At 50.6% G+C, this 17,675-nt stretch carries 11 protein-coding genes; all 11 read right to left on the bottom strand.

The window, feature by feature from the left end; all coding sequences use genetic code 11:
- Window positions 1-14: 14 nt before the first annotated feature.
- The 11 genes from iolD to AC50YG_RS03715 all read right to left on the bottom strand — a co-directional run bounded on the left by iolD (window position 15) and on the right by AC50YG_RS03715 (window position 17,671).
- A complete protein-coding gene (gene iolD / locus AC50YG_RS03765) occupies window positions 15-1,880 on the bottom strand; it encodes a 3D-(3,5/4)-trihydroxycyclohexane-1,2-dione acylhydrolase (decyclizing) (RefSeq protein ID WP_494824777.1) in 1,866 nt (621 codons plus the stop codon).
- Window positions 1,881-2,188: 308 nt separating this feature from the next.
- Window positions 2,189-4,507, bottom strand: coding sequence for a glycoside hydrolase family 88/105 protein (locus AC50YG_RS03760; protein WP_494824775.1), 2,319 nt, complete (start codon window positions 4,505-4,507; stop codon window positions 2,189-2,191).
- A 232-nt stretch (window positions 4,508-4,739) separates the two neighbouring features.
- Window positions 4,740-7,313 (bottom strand): beta-mannosidase, encoded by a 2,574-nt coding sequence (locus AC50YG_RS03755; RefSeq protein WP_494824773.1) that lies wholly within the window; start codon window positions 7,311-7,313, stop codon window positions 4,740-4,742.
- 128 nt (window positions 7,314-7,441) lie between these two features.
- Window positions 7,442-8,758 (bottom strand): ABC transporter substrate-binding protein, encoded by a 1,317-nt coding sequence (locus AC50YG_RS03750; RefSeq protein WP_494824771.1) that lies wholly within the window; start codon window positions 8,756-8,758, stop codon window positions 7,442-7,444.
- Window positions 8,759-8,891: 133 nt separating this feature from the next.
- On the bottom strand, window positions 8,892-10,097 hold the full coding sequence (locus tag AC50YG_RS03745; RefSeq protein ID WP_494824769.1) for a glycoside hydrolase family 130 protein: 1,206 nt from the start codon (window positions 10,095-10,097) through the stop codon (window positions 8,892-8,894).
- Window positions 10,098-10,138: 41 nt separating this feature from the next.
- Window positions 10,139-11,383: an AGE family epimerase/isomerase gene (locus AC50YG_RS03740; RefSeq protein WP_494824767.1), complete on the bottom strand. Its 1,245-nt coding sequence runs from the start codon at window positions 11,381-11,383 to the stop codon at window positions 10,139-10,141.
- Between the two features lie 15 nt (window positions 11,384-11,398).
- Entirely contained in the window at window positions 11,399-12,325 is a 927-nt protein-coding gene (locus AC50YG_RS03735; RefSeq protein WP_494825300.1) for a glycoside hydrolase family 113, read from the bottom strand.
- Window positions 12,326-12,403: 78 nt separating this feature from the next.
- Window positions 12,404-13,240, bottom strand: a complete 837-nt coding sequence (locus AC50YG_RS03730; protein WP_494824766.1) for a carbohydrate ABC transporter permease — start codon at window positions 13,238-13,240, stop codon at window positions 12,404-12,406.
- A gap of 3 nt (window positions 13,241-13,243) precedes the next feature.
- Window positions 13,244-14,122: a carbohydrate ABC transporter permease gene (locus tag AC50YG_RS03725; protein WP_473755794.1), complete on the bottom strand. Its 879-nt coding sequence runs from the start codon at window positions 14,120-14,122 to the stop codon at window positions 13,244-13,246.
- A 134-nt stretch (window positions 14,123-14,256) separates the two neighbouring features.
- Window positions 14,257-15,765 (bottom strand): response regulator transcription factor, encoded by a 1,509-nt coding sequence (locus AC50YG_RS03720; protein ID WP_494824764.1) that lies wholly within the window; start codon window positions 15,763-15,765, stop codon window positions 14,257-14,259.
- A gap of 43 nt (window positions 15,766-15,808) precedes the next feature.
- Window positions 15,809-17,671, bottom strand: a complete 1,863-nt coding sequence (locus tag AC50YG_RS03715) for a sensor histidine kinase (protein ID WP_494824762.1) — start codon at window positions 17,669-17,671, stop codon at window positions 15,809-15,811.
- Window positions 17,672-17,675: the final 4 nt, after the last annotated feature.

The raw sequence follows: 17,675 nt of genomic DNA, 5'->3' as shown, positions 1-17,675 counted from the left end.
ATAGGATCAACCTGCTACAGCTGCTTCGCCTTGCTGAGCTTTGCCTGCATGGCTTCATGTGCCCTCCGCACCTTGTCGCTTTCTGATACAGCAGGAACGCCGACATGCCACCAGGATTCATAGCCGCCGGAGTTCGTTCCCGGCAATACGCTAATTTCAATCAGCGTCGTGCGATCTTCCTGCTTCGCCTGAAGCAAAGCAGCACGTAGCTCCTCCGCATTTGTTGCTTTGTATGCGCTGGCGCCAAGACTGCGGGCATGGGCAGCAAAATCAATGGGCAGCGGTTGGCCCGTGTATCTGCCTGTGCTCGCTTCACGATAGCGGAACTCATTGCCGAAGCCATCACTGCCATGCTCGCGCTGCAAGTTATGGATACACTGGAACCCATGATTGTCAAAAAGCAAAATCGTAAACTTGCGCTGCTCCTGCAAGCTCGTCACCAGCTCGGAATGCATCATCAAGTAGCTGCCATCGCCAACCATGGCGTACACCTCGCGCTGCGGCTCGGCGAGTGCCGCTCCGAAAGCGCCGCTAACTTCGTAGCCCATGCAGGAAAAACCATATTCCATATGATACGTTTTCGGCTCGGTCGAGCGCCATAAGCGATGCAAATCGCCAGGCAGGCTCCCGGCAGCGCCAACGACGACGGAAGATGAATCAATCATTTCATTAATGACGCCGAGTGCCCGAGTTTGGGAGAAGCCGCCTTCATGCTCTTCCTTGTAAAGACGATCAACCTCTGCATCCCATGCCGCTTTGCGCTCTGCCAATTCCGCATCGGTGTAGCTGCTCTTGTAATTCGCTGCTTGCAGCGCATTTTGCAGCGCTTGCAAACCCGTGCGGGCATCGGCAATTACCGCTTCGCCGCCAAGCTTCGCTGCGTCAGCGCCGTTTAAGTTAATGTTGATAAACTGCACATCCGGGTTCGCGTATGCGGACTTGGAAGCAGTTGTGAAATCCGAATAGCGCGTGCCGACACCAATGACCAGATCAGCTTGTTTGGCCCATTCGTTCGCTGCCAGCGCACCGGTTACGCCAATAGCTCCCGCATACAGTGGATGGCGCCAATCAAATGCGCTTTTTCCTGCCTGCGTTTCCGTAACCGGAATGCCGAAGGCTTCGGCGAACGCTCGCAGCTCGGAGGTCGCGGACGCATACAAGACGCCGCCCCCTGCTACGATAAGCGGATGCTTGCTCGCTGCAATACGCTCCGCTGCACGGGCTACTGCATCCGCCGCCGGCTCGCGGCGGTCAACATAATGCACGCGTTTTGCGAAGAAGCTCTCTGGATAATCATAGGCTTCCGCCTGCACATCCTGCGGCAGCGCGAGCGTGACCGCTCCTGTCTCCGCCGGGTCTGTAAGCACGCGCATCGCCTGCAGCGCTGCGGTAATCAGCTGCTCGGGTCGAACGATACGGTCCCAGTAACGGCTGACGGCCTTGAAGGCATCTGTTGCCGAAAGGGTGTAGTCGCTGCTGACCTCAAGCTGTTGCAGCACGGGGTCCGGCTGGCGCGAAGCGAAGTTGTCGCCGGGCAGCAGCAGCACCGGAATGCGATTAACGGTCGCTGTTGCCGCAGCCGTTACCATGTTCAGCGCACCTGGGCCAATCGATGTCGTGCAAGCATAAATCTGCTTGCGATTACGCTGCTTGGCGAAGGCTGCTGCTGTGTGCACCATGCCCTGTTCATTTTTACCTTGAATAAAGGTTAAGCTGCCTGCGCTTCTTTCCAGCGCCTCTCCCATGCCGGTCACATTGCCATGACCGAAGATGCCGAATACTCCTTCAACGAACTTCGTTTCCTCACCATCAATCGAAATGTATTGCTGATCCAGAAACCGCAGCAGCGCTTGCGCCATCGTCAATCGAATCGTCGTCATATCCATTTCCTCCTATCGTAGATCTATAATCTGAACACTTTCATCAAGTTTATAGCAAGCTTGCAGCAACTATGTTTATGCATTGGATTAAGCGCTTAACTTATCAAAGGAATGGCGCCTAATATTTTAGATTAAGCGCTTCACCCATAGGCTACTACAACATAGAGCCGCTGACAAGTATTTTCTTGAAATATAAGAATTTATAAGTTTCACCCTTATACTCCGCTTATATTTCTCGGAATGAAACGCGCCGCGCCGCCAAAGGACGGCGACAGCCGTTTCACCTTGTGGCCTTGCTTTTCCACATCTTATTTTGCGTTATCGTCGTTTGTTTGCGTTTGCAAATGCCGCTTCAACTTGGCGACTTCTGTGCCGGCAAGCATCATAATGCCAATGCCGTGATTGTCGTTAACGACCGTCCGCAAATCCTGATCATAATAATCCGCTGTGAAAGCGTAGCGCGAGCCGCTGCATACGCCGTGAACATTGCCTTGGCGGTCAATAGCGTAGCGCGTCAAACCGTCCCATGCGCGGAACGCCGCATTCATGATAGCGGCCGGCTGCTTCACCCAGCCGAAGCGAACGCCCCGAGCAAAGCCATAGGCAAACATCGCCGTGCAGGAAGCCTCCAAATAAGTATCCGGACGGTTGACTACCTGATGCCACAGCCCCCGCTCCGATTGACGAGCGGCATAACCTTCGCATAGCTCATTAAAAAAGTCCAGCAGCTCATCGCGCAGTTCATGCGCCTGCGGCAACGCTTCCAGCACTTCGGTCAGTGAAAAAATCGTCCAGCCATTGCCCCGTCCCCAAGGAATGCCTGTCGCCCTGTCATATTTAAAATCATACACATGGGACATCAGCTTCTCCTCTGGCATGAATAAATAGCTTTTGAAACGCAAAAACTGCTTCGCCGCTTCATCCAGTGCCTCACGATTGCCCGTTAAGCGAGCATAGCGGCAGAGAAATGGCGTACTCATGTACAAATCATCGGCCCACATCGTATTGGCGGCATATTCGCCCTCGCAGGTGCGATAAAACGCGCCATCGGGCTTGCGTTCCAGCTTATTCAGCATAAAATCGGCGATGCGCTCGGCAATTGGCTCTACGTCAGCAGCAGCCAGCCCTACCCTTGACTCCAGCATAGCCGAGCCGAACGAGCCGCAATTATCGAGCATTTTCATCATGACGAGCTGCTGATTAATGGCTGGGAACCCGTATTGCTCACGATCCCAGAAGGAATAGTCGTACATCTCCGTGCAAGCTTCCACATGCTGAGTCGCATAGCTTACGATATCCGGACGCTCCAGAAAACGTCCCGTTTGCAGCAAGCCGTATATCGTAACGCCAAGCGGATAATCCCACCGCGCATAATTGGATACCGTACCCACTGTCCATTTATTGCTTAGCATAGCATTTTCGTAATAGGGTCGTACCCAGGTGTTCGGCCGATCGAGCTGCCAGTAGGTGTGCAATAACTTCCTCTGTGCAGCAGGCTCCGATGCCTTGTTAAGAGGATAAAGAAGATCGGTGCGAATAAGCTGCTCCCAAGTAGGGCTAGTCGCTTCCGCTTCAAATGGCCCAGCATACAACCATTGTCCTGCTCCAGAGCCATGCACTTGCTGCGGCAAGCTCAAAGTGACAGCGCTGCCATCATTGGCATTTGCAGCCGTCAGCTCGAAGCCCCAAGACTGCTCGCCGCACACACTGCGGGCTACGAAATGATGCTTGCCTGTATCCAGCAAAAGCTCAAATCGGAAAGATCCTGCCGCTGTGCTTTCACCTACCTGTTGTCCTTCCAGCCACAAGGTCAGCTCGCCAGAGGACTCGCCTTCCAGTACGACGGCCTGTTTCCCAGGCAGCGGCTGATTTATTGTCGTCCAGGCATAGGCGGCTTTGCCACGCTGCTCTCCGAAAATCCGTTCCAGCTGGCCAAGGCCGCGCTCCTCCTTCGTCCATTCGATCACCGGCAGCCAGTCCAGCCCCGATTCCTGCTGCTGTGATCCCAATAAGTCCGGCTGCGCCACTTCCACCCGTTTGCCTGACTCAAGCGCAGCATCAACCGGCTGCGAGAAAATCCATCCTGCTTGCCCGTAACGCTCCTCGAACGGTGCACGGACATTCATAATCCGCACCTTGGCCTCGTCAGAGCCGATTTGACAGCCGAAGCCCGCTGGTGTGCAAGTCATCGACAGCCATAAGCTGTTCCAGCCCTTTGCAAATACTAGACTCAGCTTAACCGTTGCATCCGGGCTGATTTCCTCTATTACATTCGAACGAAAGACTAGCTCGCCGTTGAAATATAGCCTTACAGGACCAAGGCAGCGCACATTAATATCCAAGCTGCGCTCCTCATCGCTCCATACGAGCCCTGCTCCATAGCTCAGCTGCCCAGCTTTGGCCTCTGGGAACCGTGCAGCCAAATCCAGTTCGTACAGCCCTTCTGCATTTTGCAAAACGCCATTTTTGTTAAAAGCGCGGAAAATAAATCCCGCCTGCGGATTCGCACCAACATAACGGTCGGCCAGCAGCTTCAAAATGGCGCTATCTTGGTCGCCAAAACGATGCTGTGCACTTTCCTCTGTTTGAAAATAAATCGACATCGAATGATCACAAATCCTTTCCATGGCGTAGCTTGCTATTGGTTAATCTATGCGACGAAAAAAATGATTAGGTATAGCGCTTAACTTAGTGAAAATGAACCGCGCTTGCGACTGCCAGTCAACTGGCGATCTACCTCACGCGGCATTGAAATTTTAACCTTATGCAGACATTATAGCTGAAAGCGCTTCATCTTGTCATCTCTTTTTTTAAGGAGAGCGTTCCTCTTTTAATTTCGATCGTTATTTATGGATTCGCCTAGACAATGAAATCGACCATCGAACGCGCCGTAACGCGGCTATCACTCGTTTCCTCGCCCGTGCTTGCGTCTGCATTGAAATCTCCTAGATGATGCGGAATAAACGTTACTGTCTTAACCGTTCCCGGCAGCAAATCAAAGAAATTATCACTAAAGCGGCCTTCACGCCCGCAAGTCAGCCATACGCCTTTGGCAAGCGTATTCGTCTCCAGCGTCCACTGAGTACAGCCATCGTGCTCGGACTCTGTTATTTTCAGTTCGGCATGGGCTAGCGTGATATCCTTCATTGGCTCAAAATAATGCAGCTCGCTTGAAAGAGTACGGCCATCCGTTTCATCCAGCAGCTCTGCCAGTAATACGCTTGCTGCGGTGTTGGCAGCTCCAAGCAGTTCGGAGCGCTGAAGCGTCAGCACATTAGCCGCACTGTTTGCGTCTACGCGGACAGGAGTACTTTGCTCTCCCAGCAGCTCGCCGCTAAAGCTGTACAATCGCAGACGCAGCTGGCCTTGTACGGGAACAAGCTGATCGGATACGATGTGGAAGCTGATTTCCCCCTCTTCCTTGCGATCGTTTACCGACAGCAGGCAGTCTGCGAAGCTTCTTGCAGCATAATATTGCAGCGCCTTCCAGCGCCCGTAATAGTCCATGCCCGCCCAGGAGGCTACAGGCCAACAATCATTCATCTGCCAATACAAGGAGCCCATGCAATACGGCTTGCGGCGGCGATGCGCTTCAATAGCCGTTTTCATCGCTTCCGCCTGCAAAATTTGGCTCATATACAAAAACGCCGGAAAATCCTTCGGCTCGGACATATACATCTCCATATATTGCTTAATGAGACGGTTGCCGGCGCCATTTTTCTGATGGGCGAGCATGACGGTGGATTCCAGCTCCATATCCGCCTCTTCCGCATAGCTGCGAACCGATTTGTACTCAGGGAACGACTGGAAGCCATATTCGCTCATGAAGCGCCCGACGTAACGATTATAGTTTTCAAATGGCTCTACATTATGCCACACGCCCCAATAATGAATATCTCCGCTAGTCGAGGACGAATCCGAATGCTGCGTAAGGTCGCCGGTCAGATCAACCATTGGTGAGGAAGGCCAATAATCTATTCCTACCGTCAAGGACGCTACAGCTTCAGGTAATATACGATGAAAAATCGCCTCATAGTCTGCCCATAGCTTCGTTTGCTGCTCCTGCGTGAACTCCTTTTTCCAGCCCCAGCCACCATCTGGAATAAAATGCGACCATGCGGTATCGATCTCATTATTGCCGCACCATAGCGCAATCGATGGATGATTGCGCAGCCGTTTAATGTTATCCTCAGCTTCCAGCTGCACGCTGCGCAGGAACGCTTCGTCTCCCGGATACATGCTGCATGCAAACATGAAATCCTGCCACACGAGCAGGCCATACTCATCACAAAGCTCATAAAAGGCTTTTTCCTCGTAAAAGCCCCCGCCCCAGACGCGAAGCATGTTCATATTCGATTGTACGGCGCTTACGATTTCATGTTTATAACGGTCGTAGCCGACTCTCGTCGTGAAGCTGTCATTCGGAATATGATTCGCTCCCTTGGCGAAAACCTGAACGCCATTCAGCTCCATATAAAAGGAAGTGCCAACCTCGCCTTTCTGCCTAATGAGACGGATCGTGCGAAGTCCGGTCGTCACCTTCTGCGAATCATATCGCACCTCGTTATTGCTTTGCCAGCATTCGATCTGGAACGTATACAGCTCTGGATTGCCGAGGCCTCTGCACCACCACAGCCGCGGATTTTCAATTTCAAATGGAATTTCAATCGTTTGTTTGCCTGCGGCTAAAGAAGCAGAATGCCCACTAAACATGCCTTTATCCGATGATGCCAGCTTCAGAACGACCTCGCATTCGCGTTCGGCTTCGAGCTCAATGACAGCTGTAAGCTTCGCTAGCTCCGCCCCTACCTCATCCTGACGAATATATACATCGGTGATCCTGACATAGGACCAGCCCTCCAAATATACAGGACGCCAAACACCGCTCGTTACGAAGCGCGGACCCCAGTCCCAGCCATAATGGTAGGGCGCTTTGCGGGCAAAAATGCTAATTTTCTGATCGTCAAGTCCGCCGACCTCGGATTGATCATTTGGTGCCGGCAGCGCATAACCAAGCTGAGCCAGCTTCGGCAAATCTTCTTTAATCGGCGAGCGGAACAGAATACGCAGCTCATTGTCGCCAGCTGTCACCATGCCCGTGACATCCACTCTCCATGTGCGGAACATATTATCTGCAGCCAGTACATGCGCTCCATTCAAATACACATCCGCATACGTATCAAGCCCCTCGAATACAAGCTCCTGCTTCGCCCCAGCAAGCTGCTCCGGTGAAGGCTGAAAGCTCGAAACGTATTCCCAGTCTTTTTTGTCCACCCACTGCGCGTCCTTCTCATTCGTTCCATAAAAAGGATTTGTCAGCTGGCCATTTTGAATTAAATCTGTATGTACATAGCCTGGCACGACAGCCGGCAGCCATTCTCCCTGCTTTTGTTCCTTAAAACGCCAATTTCCAATCGTCCATTGCTCTTTCATCGTATCCTCCTAAAAATGAAAAAAGTCAGCTAAACACATGAAACCTTACTCCGGAGACTGAGCCGCCGAAGCAAGGTTGCCATGCATTTTACCGCTAATAAATTTATCGTTAATTCTACTTATTGCTATTAGTAGCCCAAAGCTGTTTTAGCTTCTTTCCATTTTGCATTCAGCTTGTCGAAAGCTGCTTGCAGATCGTCAGCAACCAGATACTCTTGTACATAGTTGCCAGTACCGATGCCGATTTGCGCTTTATTGGCAATTTCATTGAATTTTGGATCTGTAGCTTCGCTTTCCAGCAGTGTTGGGTTAGTTGCTTGGAACTCAGCCAATTGAGCAATTGTCGACTGTGCTGACTTGTCGATTGGCATGAATCCGGATTGCTCTACATAACCGGACTCTTTCACGAAGAAGTTGACCCAAGCTGTCGCAAGCTCTTTGTTTTTGCTGTCTTTGCTTACGCCAACCAAATAATCCGATCCAAGCGGTGCATTGTATTTGCCGCTATTGTCGTATGGAAGCGGGAAGAAGCCAATGTCGTCTGACGATGCGCCAGCGCCTACGATTTGTGGAATGACCCAGTTGCCAAGGAAGTACATAGCTGCTTTACCCGATGCAACCTCGCCTTTCGACATTTCCCAGTTGTTTGTCGACAGATCTTTTTCAACCCAGCCTTTTTCAATGAAAGTACGACCGATATTGGCAAGAATACCCCAAGCATTGTCCACTTTGAATGGTGCTTCATCTGTTACGAGCTTGGATACAAACTGCGGATCACCCGCAACGTACCATGCAGAGCCGTCACCCCAGTTGCCCATTGGCCATTGTGCGCCATAGTTCATATAAAGCGGAATGATGCCTGCAGCTTTCAGCTTCTCCGCATCCGCATACAGCTCATCAAGCGTAGTTGGAACTTTGTCGATGCCTGCTGCTGCAAAAGCTTTTTTGTTATACACGATCCCTTGCGTATTTACGCCAGTCGACAATCCATAACGTTTGCCATCGAACAGCGACAGGTCAGCGAAAAAAGTATTGGTGAAAAAATCATCCGGCAGCGGTTCAAAATATTTCGGATATTCCGATACTGCAAGTCCAGCCGGAAGCATCAATACGTCGCCCGCTTCGCCCGTTGTTAGGCGAACTTGGATGTCTGTTGCATAGTTGGTCAAGCCTTCAAACTCAATTTCAGCTTTCGGATATTTTTCTTTAAAAGCTGCTGCATATTTATCTAGCGTCCCATCATTGAGAAAATCGGTACGATGCGTCAAAACTTTAATTTTGCCGCTCAGCTCGCTAGCTGCGCTTGCTTCTGGGCTGGCAGCGGAATCGCTAGGGCTTGCAGAAGCTACTGGAGCGCTTTCTGCTGGTGCATTATTGCCGCCACAGGCAGCGAGAATGGTAGTCATTAATAAAATTGCGGAAGATAAAGCCAAGCCTTTTTTCATTTTGTTACCCCCTGAGTCATATTTGGTATCGCTTACATCGTAATCATATACGCTCTGAAAACAAAATAATATGACGCTGTTTTGTTTTTATTGTCATGAATTATGCTAACAGCGTCATCTTTTGTTAGCTTGCTTAGCTGCGGCGCAGAAAAGCATATTCCGCCTGCTCCATCAACTCAAGATTGCGGCTGATCAGCTCGGTACGCTGCTCCACGCTTGCGCGGGAACGCAGATGATCCGGCGGCGTTTGCTTCACATAATCCACCAGCTGGTCAATGCTCGTTACAGCTGCATGCACCCTTGTATCGGAGGAAGCGTAATAAATGTACACTTCGCCGCCCGGGAGCTGGACGGCGCCATTACAAAATACAACATTAGATACATCGCCTACACGCTCTATGCCTTCCGGTGCAAGCAAATGTCCGCCCGGCGCATACGTAACTTTGTTCGGTTCATTCAGATCCGTCATGAAAGCATACAATACATAACGCAAGCCTGCCGCTGTATTGCGCACACCGTGAGCAATATGCAGCCAGCCATCAGCCGTCTTGAGCGGTGCCGGCCCCTGTCCATTTTTCACTTCTTTAATCGTATGGTAAAGCTTGCTGTCGACGATTGTTTCTTCGGCGATGACAGCCGGATTCATGCTCTCCGACAATCCCCAGCCGATACCGCCGCCTGCTCCGGTATTAATGAAGCCGTCCTGAGGACGTGTATAAAAAGCATATTTACCATCGACAAATTCAGGATGCAGCACCACATTACGCTGCTGAGGCGACGGGGAAACAAGATCCGGCAGGCGCTCCCATGTGCGCAAATCCTTCGTGCGGGCAATGCCGCCCTGGGCAACCGCACTTGACGTATCGCCAGCTGATGCCTCCGGATCTTTACGCTCGGTGCAGAACAGGCCGTATATCCAGCCGTCCTCATGCTTCACAAGCCGCATATCATACACATTAATATCTGGATCTTCCGTTTCCGGCAGCAATACCGGATAATCCCAGAAGCGGAAGCCTTCTGCGGGAGAAGCACTTTCGGCAACCGCGAAAAAGGATTTACGATCTGCCCCTTCTACGCGAACCATTAAATAAAACTTGCCACCTAGCTCAATGGCTCCTGGATTGAAAGCGGCATTTACACCGATTCGCTCCATTAAATACGGGTTGGTCTCCGGGTCCAAATCATAACGCCAGTATAAAGGCGTGTGCTCATTCGTAATAACGGGATGCTCAAATCTTGCAAATACACCATTTGATTGCTGAACTTGTTTATTAGGCGCATGAAGCAGCTGCTCATGCCGTTCCGATATTGCTTTAAGCTGTTCCAACCATTGATTCATAAGAGCCTCCTAATGATTGATTTCGAATTTATTTATGTTCATTAATTATTAATGCCGTTAATCTTAATTCGTTCTAAGCGCTCGATAGCTTCGAAGCAGGCCCGGCTGTTGTGGTACGGGCATTTCCATGGATCGATTTTAGGATAGCTTTCGTCCGCAACACCTTCGCGGGATACTTGCCAGTGCCATTCTCCCGTTTCCTTGTTGGATACGAAAGCCGTAATAAACTGCCAGCTGCTCCACGCCGCATCTAAATACCGCTGCTCCTGCGTCAGCTCATAAGCATTTAGAAAACCAACCATCGCTTCCGCCTGCGGCCACCAATCCTTCGCTGCATCCAGATGTCCGTCTCCATCGGCCTCATTATAAATGCCGCCATCCGCATCTACGCCCTCGGCAAGCGTGGCGTGCGCCATTTGAACAGCTGCTTTTCTTACGCGCTCCTCAAGCGCTTTATCGCCCAGCACTTCAGCCGCTTCCCACAGCAGCCAGCTTCCTTCGATGTCATGACCGTACGAGATATGACGGGATTTGGAGTTCCATGCATCATCAAAAAACAGCTTAAAATGATGGTTTTGTGGATCAACGATATAGTCCAGATGCAGCTCAATAAGCGTCTTCAGCTTGTCGCGAAGCCCCTCCGGCCTCCAAACTCGATACAAATTCGTATAAGCCTCCAGCACATGCAAATGCGTATTCATCGATTTCCGCTCATTGAGATCCTTGCCGCTGAGGCTCAAATCGTCCGTTTCCTGCCAGTTTTGCGCCAGCGCTTCAATATAGCCAAGATGAACAGGATCAAAGGCATGCTTTTCCAGCAATCTGTAGATTTCCTCTGCCCACGGCAGCACGTCCTGCTTGCCAGTAGCCCGTACATATTCTGCTAATGCATAAATAACAAATGCCTGCCCATACACTTGCTTTTTCGTCTGAACCGGCTGTCCGTCCTTATCAACCATCCAGTACAAACCGCCATGCTCCTGATCGTGAAAATGTTCCCGCAGCGCATCTAGAGCCCGCTCTGCCATTTCCAAATATGGCGCTTCCTTATAAATGCGGTACGCCGACGAGAAAGACCATAAAATCCGCGCATTCAGCACGAGGCCCTTATCTGCATCTTCCGAAACAGCGCCGTCGCTTGCCATATATCCAATAAATCCGCCATTCTTCTCATCTACCGCATGCTTCATCCAGAAGCCAAGAATTTGTTCGCGCACTTCCTCTGTCAGCGAATTTTGCCACTCGGCGAAATCCAGCATATTTTGCGTTCCTGTCACGTTGCTCATTTTTCTTTCGCCTCCCTAGCCTACTGGCTGTCCTTGTCCCTTGGCATAGAAGGAGCGGATGACCGCTGCCGAACGTTTGCCATACATGCAATAATCATCGTTGCGGGAAGCGTCCTTCGTATTGTACAGCTGAGCTGGCCAATCCCACAGCATATAGCCGAGCATCCAATCGCGTTTAGCACAAGCAGCGAACATCGCTTCATAATAACGCTCCTGCTCGATTTCAGACGGTGCGCCTGGAAGCGACCAGTCATTTGGCTTTGCAGCCGAGCCTTCGCGGCTCGGACAGCCTGCCTCCATAAAGAAAAACGGCTTATTCCACTTTGCAATGCCCGCCTCTATGCGATCAAGCTGCTCATCGAATTGGTCAATCGGGTAATAGCCGCTGGACGAAATAATATCGACCGCATCCCACCAGCCCACTCGCTCTTCCTGATATTTATCGCAGTTGTAAGTAATAGGTCCGCTGTAAAGCGTCCGCACCAAGGCAATTAAATCGCGCCATTCCTGCTCGCGCTTGTCCGTCTGTACCATTTCACAGCCGATGCAGAACATTTCGCAGCCCTCTTCCTCGGCTATCGCTGCATAATAGGCAATGAATTTCCCGTAGGAAGCGAACCACTCGCCCCAGCTCGGCTCTCCTGGCGTATCCTGATCGAAAAAGCCGATATGCGCCCGCCATGTGCCATTCCCCACATTGACTACCGGCTTGAGGCATACTTTAATGCCGTGGCTTTTCGCCTCACGTATCGCCCAGCGGATTTCCTCATCACTTACTGTCGGCTCGCTCCAATAGGGAATTTCCGTCGATTGCGGCGTTTCTTGAACCGCTGCGAACGCAATGGCCGTCCAGTTTACGTTCAGCTTGGCCATTTCGGCGATGGAGGCCGCCGCCGCAGGTCCTGCCCACGTACCGCGAACTCCCGTCCAGCCCCATGTCATTCCAAAAACCTGCTCATTCCACTGCTGCAAGTATGTTTCCCCCTTCAATTCACAATCCATATTTGGTTTGTAATCTGATTATTTGACTGCACCGCTCGTTACACCGGCAAAAATAAACTTTTGCATCGAGAGGAAAATCGCCACCGTCGGGATGAAAATAATTAAAATGCCTGCGGAAATGACGTTCAACTGGGCGGCATTCGGCCCGACGAAGGCATAAATAGCCGTCGATACAACCTTTAGCTTCTGACTTGGCATATACAGATAAGGCGTGTAAAAGTCATTGTAAATCGAGATCGTCTTCAAAATAACGAGCGTCGCTGTTGCTGGCCCGAGCAGCGGGAAAATAATCGAGCGATAAATTTTAAACAGCGATGCGCCTTCCATCATTGCGCTTTCATCCAAATCACGCGGAATGCTGTTGACGAATTGCAGATAGATGACGATTTGCAGCACGTCGGCTCCCAAATAAAGAATGATTGGCGCACCCATCGTGTTGTAAAGCGAGAAATATTTAATGACGCTAAATGTAGCGACCTGCGTCGTTACCATAGGAATGACCTGGGCAACGAGGTACATGCCCATAATCCCTTTTTTCAGCTTAAAATCAAACCGGCCCAGCGCGTACGCCACCATCGTACCGAACATAATGTTGCCCGCTACAGCGATGACCAGAATGATCGCAATATTACGGAAGCCGAGTCCGAGCTTGCCGATGTCGAACACCTTTTGAAAATTATCAAAGTTCAAGAAGTTTGTAGGCAAAGCAAGACCGGATTGATAATACTCGATCTGTGTCTTAAACGCCCCAGTCACAATCGAGTAAAGCGGGAATAAGACGACGAACAGCGCGATAACCAGCGTCACATATTTGAAAATCGTAAATAATGGTGAACCTTCTCTACTCTGTCCCATCGTCTATTCCCCTCCTTTGAACAAAAACTTGCGCTGAATAACGATAAACAGCAGGACCATCATAAGCAGGACAACCGCCATCGCCGAGGCAAGGCCGAAGTTTTGATATTTGAATGCCGTATCCACCGTTTTGATGACGAAGGTTGACGTATCGTTCGCACCTAGCAGCATGACATAAGGAATATCGAAAGCCTCGAGCGCCCCTGTCAGCGTTAAAATAAGCATAAGCTCCAGCACTTTGCGAATGCTTGGCAGCGTTATAAATCTAAATTTCTGCCAGCCTGATGCGCCATCGATCGAGCCCGCTTCATACAAATCGTCAGGAATCGATTGCAAGGCGCCGATGAAAATAACCATATTAAGCCCCATATACTTCCACATAGAAATAAAGGCAAGCGAGAAGTTGACCAAATGCTTATCGCCCAGCCAGCTTTGCTGCCACGATTCAAGTCCAATCGCTCCGAGCAGCGTATTTAGCGAGCCATATTCCACATGGTAAACGTTTTTGAACATAATGACCGTTGCTACGCTGTGCAGCACATATGGCAAAAACAGAATGACTCGAAACCCATTTCGTCCCCGCAGCTTGCTCGTCAATATGACGGCAAAATAAAGCGAGAAGACAACTTGAATTAAACCCCCGATGAAATAATAAGCATTGTTTTTAAGCGCCCCGAATACTTCGGGCTTGGTAAAAATCTCCTTGTAGTTGTCAAGGCCAATAAAATTCATGTCCCAGCCAAGACCGCTCCAATCCGTCAAGCTGTAATACAGCAAAGATACGGCCGGGTAATACGAGAAGGTCAGCGACAGAAGCACGGGAATTGTCAAAAACCCGAACAAAATTAAATATCGCTGCGTTTTGTAAGAGAACTGATGCATAAGGCCACCCTCGCTTTCTTTTAATGAACACCGTTGTTAGCGTTTTCATCATTATAGGAGAAGCTGGCCCCGATTATAATGGTCTTTGTTATGTTTTATTGTCTTCAATTTGGATAACGGGCACCTAACTTTATTTACCTAAATTTATCGCGATATTCCTTTGGTGTTAGGCCAGCCATTTTTTTAAATACTTTAGTGAAATAAGCGGGATCAGCATACCCTACCCGCTCGCCGACCATATACGTTTTGAGCCCCTGCTCCTGGCGCAGCAGCTGTTTTGCCGCCTCAATCCGCACAGAAATCATATAGTCGGTAATCGTCTCGCCTGTCTCCGTCTTGAACAGCTTGCTTAAATAGCTTGGCGTCAAATATACTATATCCGCGAGTCGCTGCAGCTCAAGCTCCTCGGTAAAATGCTGCTGGATATACGATTTCACTTTATCTATGGCTCTATTATCTGAACGCGCGCTGCCCAGCAAAGCGCTAATTTCCTCCATTCCAGCCCGCAGCCCCTGGGCGAAGGCTTCCCAGTTTTCGCTTGCTTCAGGATCTATCGGCATATTCACCTGTCCATATTCAAGCTGGACGCTGCGTTTTTTCAGCTCCTCGGCAACGTGGGCGCTAATGCCAAAGCAGGCCTCCTGCAGCTCCTTCCAGCAAATGCGCTGGGCAGCAGCCTCTTGCAGCCACCCTTCAAATTTCGCCTGCGCCAAGGCAAAATCATTCATTTGCAGCGCTGGCAGCAGCTCCTTGCTCACGATATGCGTCAAACGCAGCAAATGATCGACAGGCGCAACACGACTAACAGCGCCGGAGGACCAGCGCGGCTCCGGATTATACCAAGCATGCTGATAGGCGGAAAAAGCTTCGCTATAGGCATGCGTTAGCCAACTGCTGCCGCGGAAAATGCTGCTAAAGCCTATTTTGGCACGCGTAAAGGCAGGAAGTCGCTGCAGCAGCGTAACGGACAGCTCCCTGACGGTTTCGGCATGGTCGGAATCGTGAATGGAGATGAGGATAACCCTTTTGCCGCCTTCACCAGTAATAATGATTCTTTCGCGAAGCCAGTCGGCCATGAATCGCTCCAGCTGAATTTCGTTTAGCTCTGGGGCAGTCGTTAATAACAGCACCGCATAGTGATGCAGAAACAGCGGCAGTTGATCAATCGTTCCACACACGTCCTCCACGACATAGGAAGGCAGCTGCTTCTCATCGGCATAAAGCAGCAGGCTAATTAAATCGCCCGACTCAAGGCGACTGCGGCCGCGCTCCTGCTTAACCTTGCTGTTCACCTTGGCAAGCAGGCGAATCAGCTCCTCAAGGTTGACTGGCTTTAGCAAATAATCCTCTGCACCCTGACGCAGCGATTCCCTGGCATATTCAAAATCATTAAAGCCGCTCAGCACAGCAAATTTAATATTTTTACCGAGCCGCTTCACTTTGGCAATGAGCTGGAGCCCGGTCATCTGTGGCATTTTAATATCAGTCAGCACAAAATCGGGATGAATATGATCGAGCTGGTCCAGCAGCTCCTGCCCGCTGCCATAGGCGCCAATAATCCGGTATTCCTCGCCTGCCTGCTCAATCAGCTTGCATAACCCCAGTCTAATTCGTTCCTCGTCGTCTACGACTACTATATCCATCGTTGCCACTCCTTCCTTTTCCCCGCGTATTTCATTCCTGTATTCATTCCTGATCCAGCGGCATCCGAATCGTTACCCGCGTGCCCTTCCCCAGCTCGCTTTCAATCGTTAAGCCGTAGCTGGCGCCAAAACGCAGCTTCAAGCGCTCATGCACATTGCGCAGGCCAATGCCTCTTCCGCTTGGACCTGGCAGCTCGGCAGCAGACAAGGCATTGCGTACCTGAAGCAGCTGCGCTTCGTCCATGCCGCAGCCGTCATCGGCAACGGTAAACCATTGCTCTTTGCCAACGATTCGCCACCCTATGCTTATGAGCATCGTCTCGCTCTCGCGTGAATTCTCATACGCGTGGTTGACTGAATTTTCAACAATAGGCTGAAACTGCAGCTTCATAACCCGTATGCTGGAGGCCGCTTCTCCCTCAGGCAGCTCCAATTGGTACCGATCACCGAAGCGGTCGTTGATCAACCGCATATACATGCGCAAATGCTCAAATTCCTGACTCGCCGTCACCATTTCATCACCGGCATGAATGCTGTACCTGAGCTGCTGCCCTAAAAGCTGAACCATCTCGGCGGCCTCTGGATCATCGTTCAGCACAGCGGTCATCCGAATCGACTCCAGCGTGTTGTATATAAAATGAGGATTAATCTGGCGCTGCAAGCTCTCCAGCTCAATCTGGTTTTTACGCTGCTCAATGCGGTAAATATTTTCAATCAACAGCTGGATTCTCGCCATCATGCGGTTAAAGGCATTCCCGAGCATGCCTACCTCATCGCGGCGACGCACCGGAAAGGCAACATCGAGATTGCCAGCCTGCACCTGCTTCATCAGCTTCACCATTTCGCGCATCGGCTTCGTCAGCGCAAAAATCAGCACAAACGATATCAGCAGAGCCAGCGTCATAATGGCAATCGCTGCCGCCCCCGTGTAATTACGGGTCTGAATCGCCTCGGCCTCCACCTGCTCCTTCGGAATGAGAATGAGCGTGAGCCAGCCGGATTCCTCGGATTTACGGTAAATCACCAGCTGCTCCTTGCCATTTTTATCGACGATGTAGCTGCCGTTTTGCCCTTCTGCCTGCTGAAGCAGTGCATCGCTGGATAAATTTTCAGCAAGAAAGGCCTGCTCGCTATCGTAAATAACGGTACCCGCCTCATCCAAAATGAGCGTTGTGCCTCTCGTCGTCTCATCCAAATCATTAACAACGTTCTCAATGACCTCAATGCTGGCATCAACCGCAATCATGCCTATCGAGTGGTAGGTGCTGTCAATAATATTGCGTACAATCGTGAACACATACCGTTTGCGATTGGCATCCCCGCTGACCTCCTGTGTGCTGATCAGTACGGGCTTGCCATTTGCAGCAGCAGCGGTTTCATGCCAGCGGTTATAGAACTCCGGCAGATTGGCGCGGACTCCTCCACTTTTCATCACATAATAGGGGTTGCCATACGCATCAAACAAATAGACGCTGCTGGCCCCTTCCTTAATATTGTTCATAAAATAAATACTGCTTTCGATTTTGCGCTGAATTTGCACCTTCATTTGCATGTTTTTAACGTAATACTGGTCCAGATCGCCGCCTGTCTCGGCCTCCACCTGCGAATAATATCGATTTGAGAGCTTAAGGCCCTCCTGAATTTCACCGAGATAGGAAGGTATGATTGATATTTTTTTCATATCCTTCGTGTAGTCGTCGAGCTTGCTGACCATTTTGTCAGAAATTTCTGCTGCATAGGTAACCGTGTTTTTCTCGATCGTATTCGTGTAACGCAGCGATGAAATATACGTCAGCCCACCAACCGGAATAACGATCAGCAGCACGAACACAATAAACAGCTTCGCTTCCATGCGGGTTGCGGGGAAAATCGTCCAGCGCCGCAGCCAAAATTTTGAGTCTCCCATAGCT

This window comes from Paenibacillus sp. J31R34 (assembly GCF_059383715.1).
This window is presented reverse-complemented; position numbering and strand designations above follow the sequence as displayed.

Bases quoted from the DNA above. Each gene is read 5' to 3' on its own strand.
- iolD (WP_494824777.1), bottom strand. From the start codon at position 1,880: ATGACGACGATTCGATTGACGATGGCGCAAGCGCTGCTGCGGTTTCTG.
- AC50YG_RS03715 (WP_494824762.1), bottom strand. From the start codon at position 17,671: ATGGGAGACTCAAAATTTTGGCTGCGGCGCTGGACGATTTTCCCCGCA.
- AC50YG_RS03735 (WP_494825300.1), bottom strand. From the start codon at position 12,325: ATGACATGGGGCTGGACGGGAGTTCGCGGTACGTGGGCAGGACCTGCG.
- AC50YG_RS03740 (WP_494824767.1), bottom strand. From the start codon at position 11,383: ATGAGCAACGTGACAGGAACGCAAAATATGCTGGATTTCGCCGAGTGG.
- AC50YG_RS03745 (WP_494824769.1), bottom strand. From the start codon at position 10,097: ATGAATCAATGGTTGGAACAGCTTAAAGCAATATCGGAACGGCATGAG.
- AC50YG_RS03750 (WP_494824771.1), bottom strand. From the start codon at position 8,758: ATGAAAAAAGGCTTGGCTTTATCTTCCGCAATTTTATTAATGACTACC.
- AC50YG_RS03725 (WP_473755794.1), bottom strand. From the start codon at position 14,122: ATGCATCAGTTCTCTTACAAAACGCAGCGATATTTAATTTTGTTCGGG.
- AC50YG_RS03720 (WP_494824764.1), bottom strand. From the start codon at position 15,765: ATGGATATAGTAGTCGTAGACGACGAGGAACGAATTAGACTGGGGTTA.
- AC50YG_RS03730 (WP_494824766.1), bottom strand. From the start codon at position 13,240: ATGGGACAGAGTAGAGAAGGTTCACCATTATTTACGATTTTCAAATAT.
- AC50YG_RS03755 (WP_494824773.1), bottom strand. From the start codon at position 7,313: ATGAAAGAGCAATGGACGATTGGAAATTGGCGTTTTAAGGAACAAAAG.
- AC50YG_RS03760 (WP_494824775.1), bottom strand. From the start codon at position 4,507: ATGGAAAGGATTTGTGATCATTCGATGTCGATTTATTTTCAAACAGAG.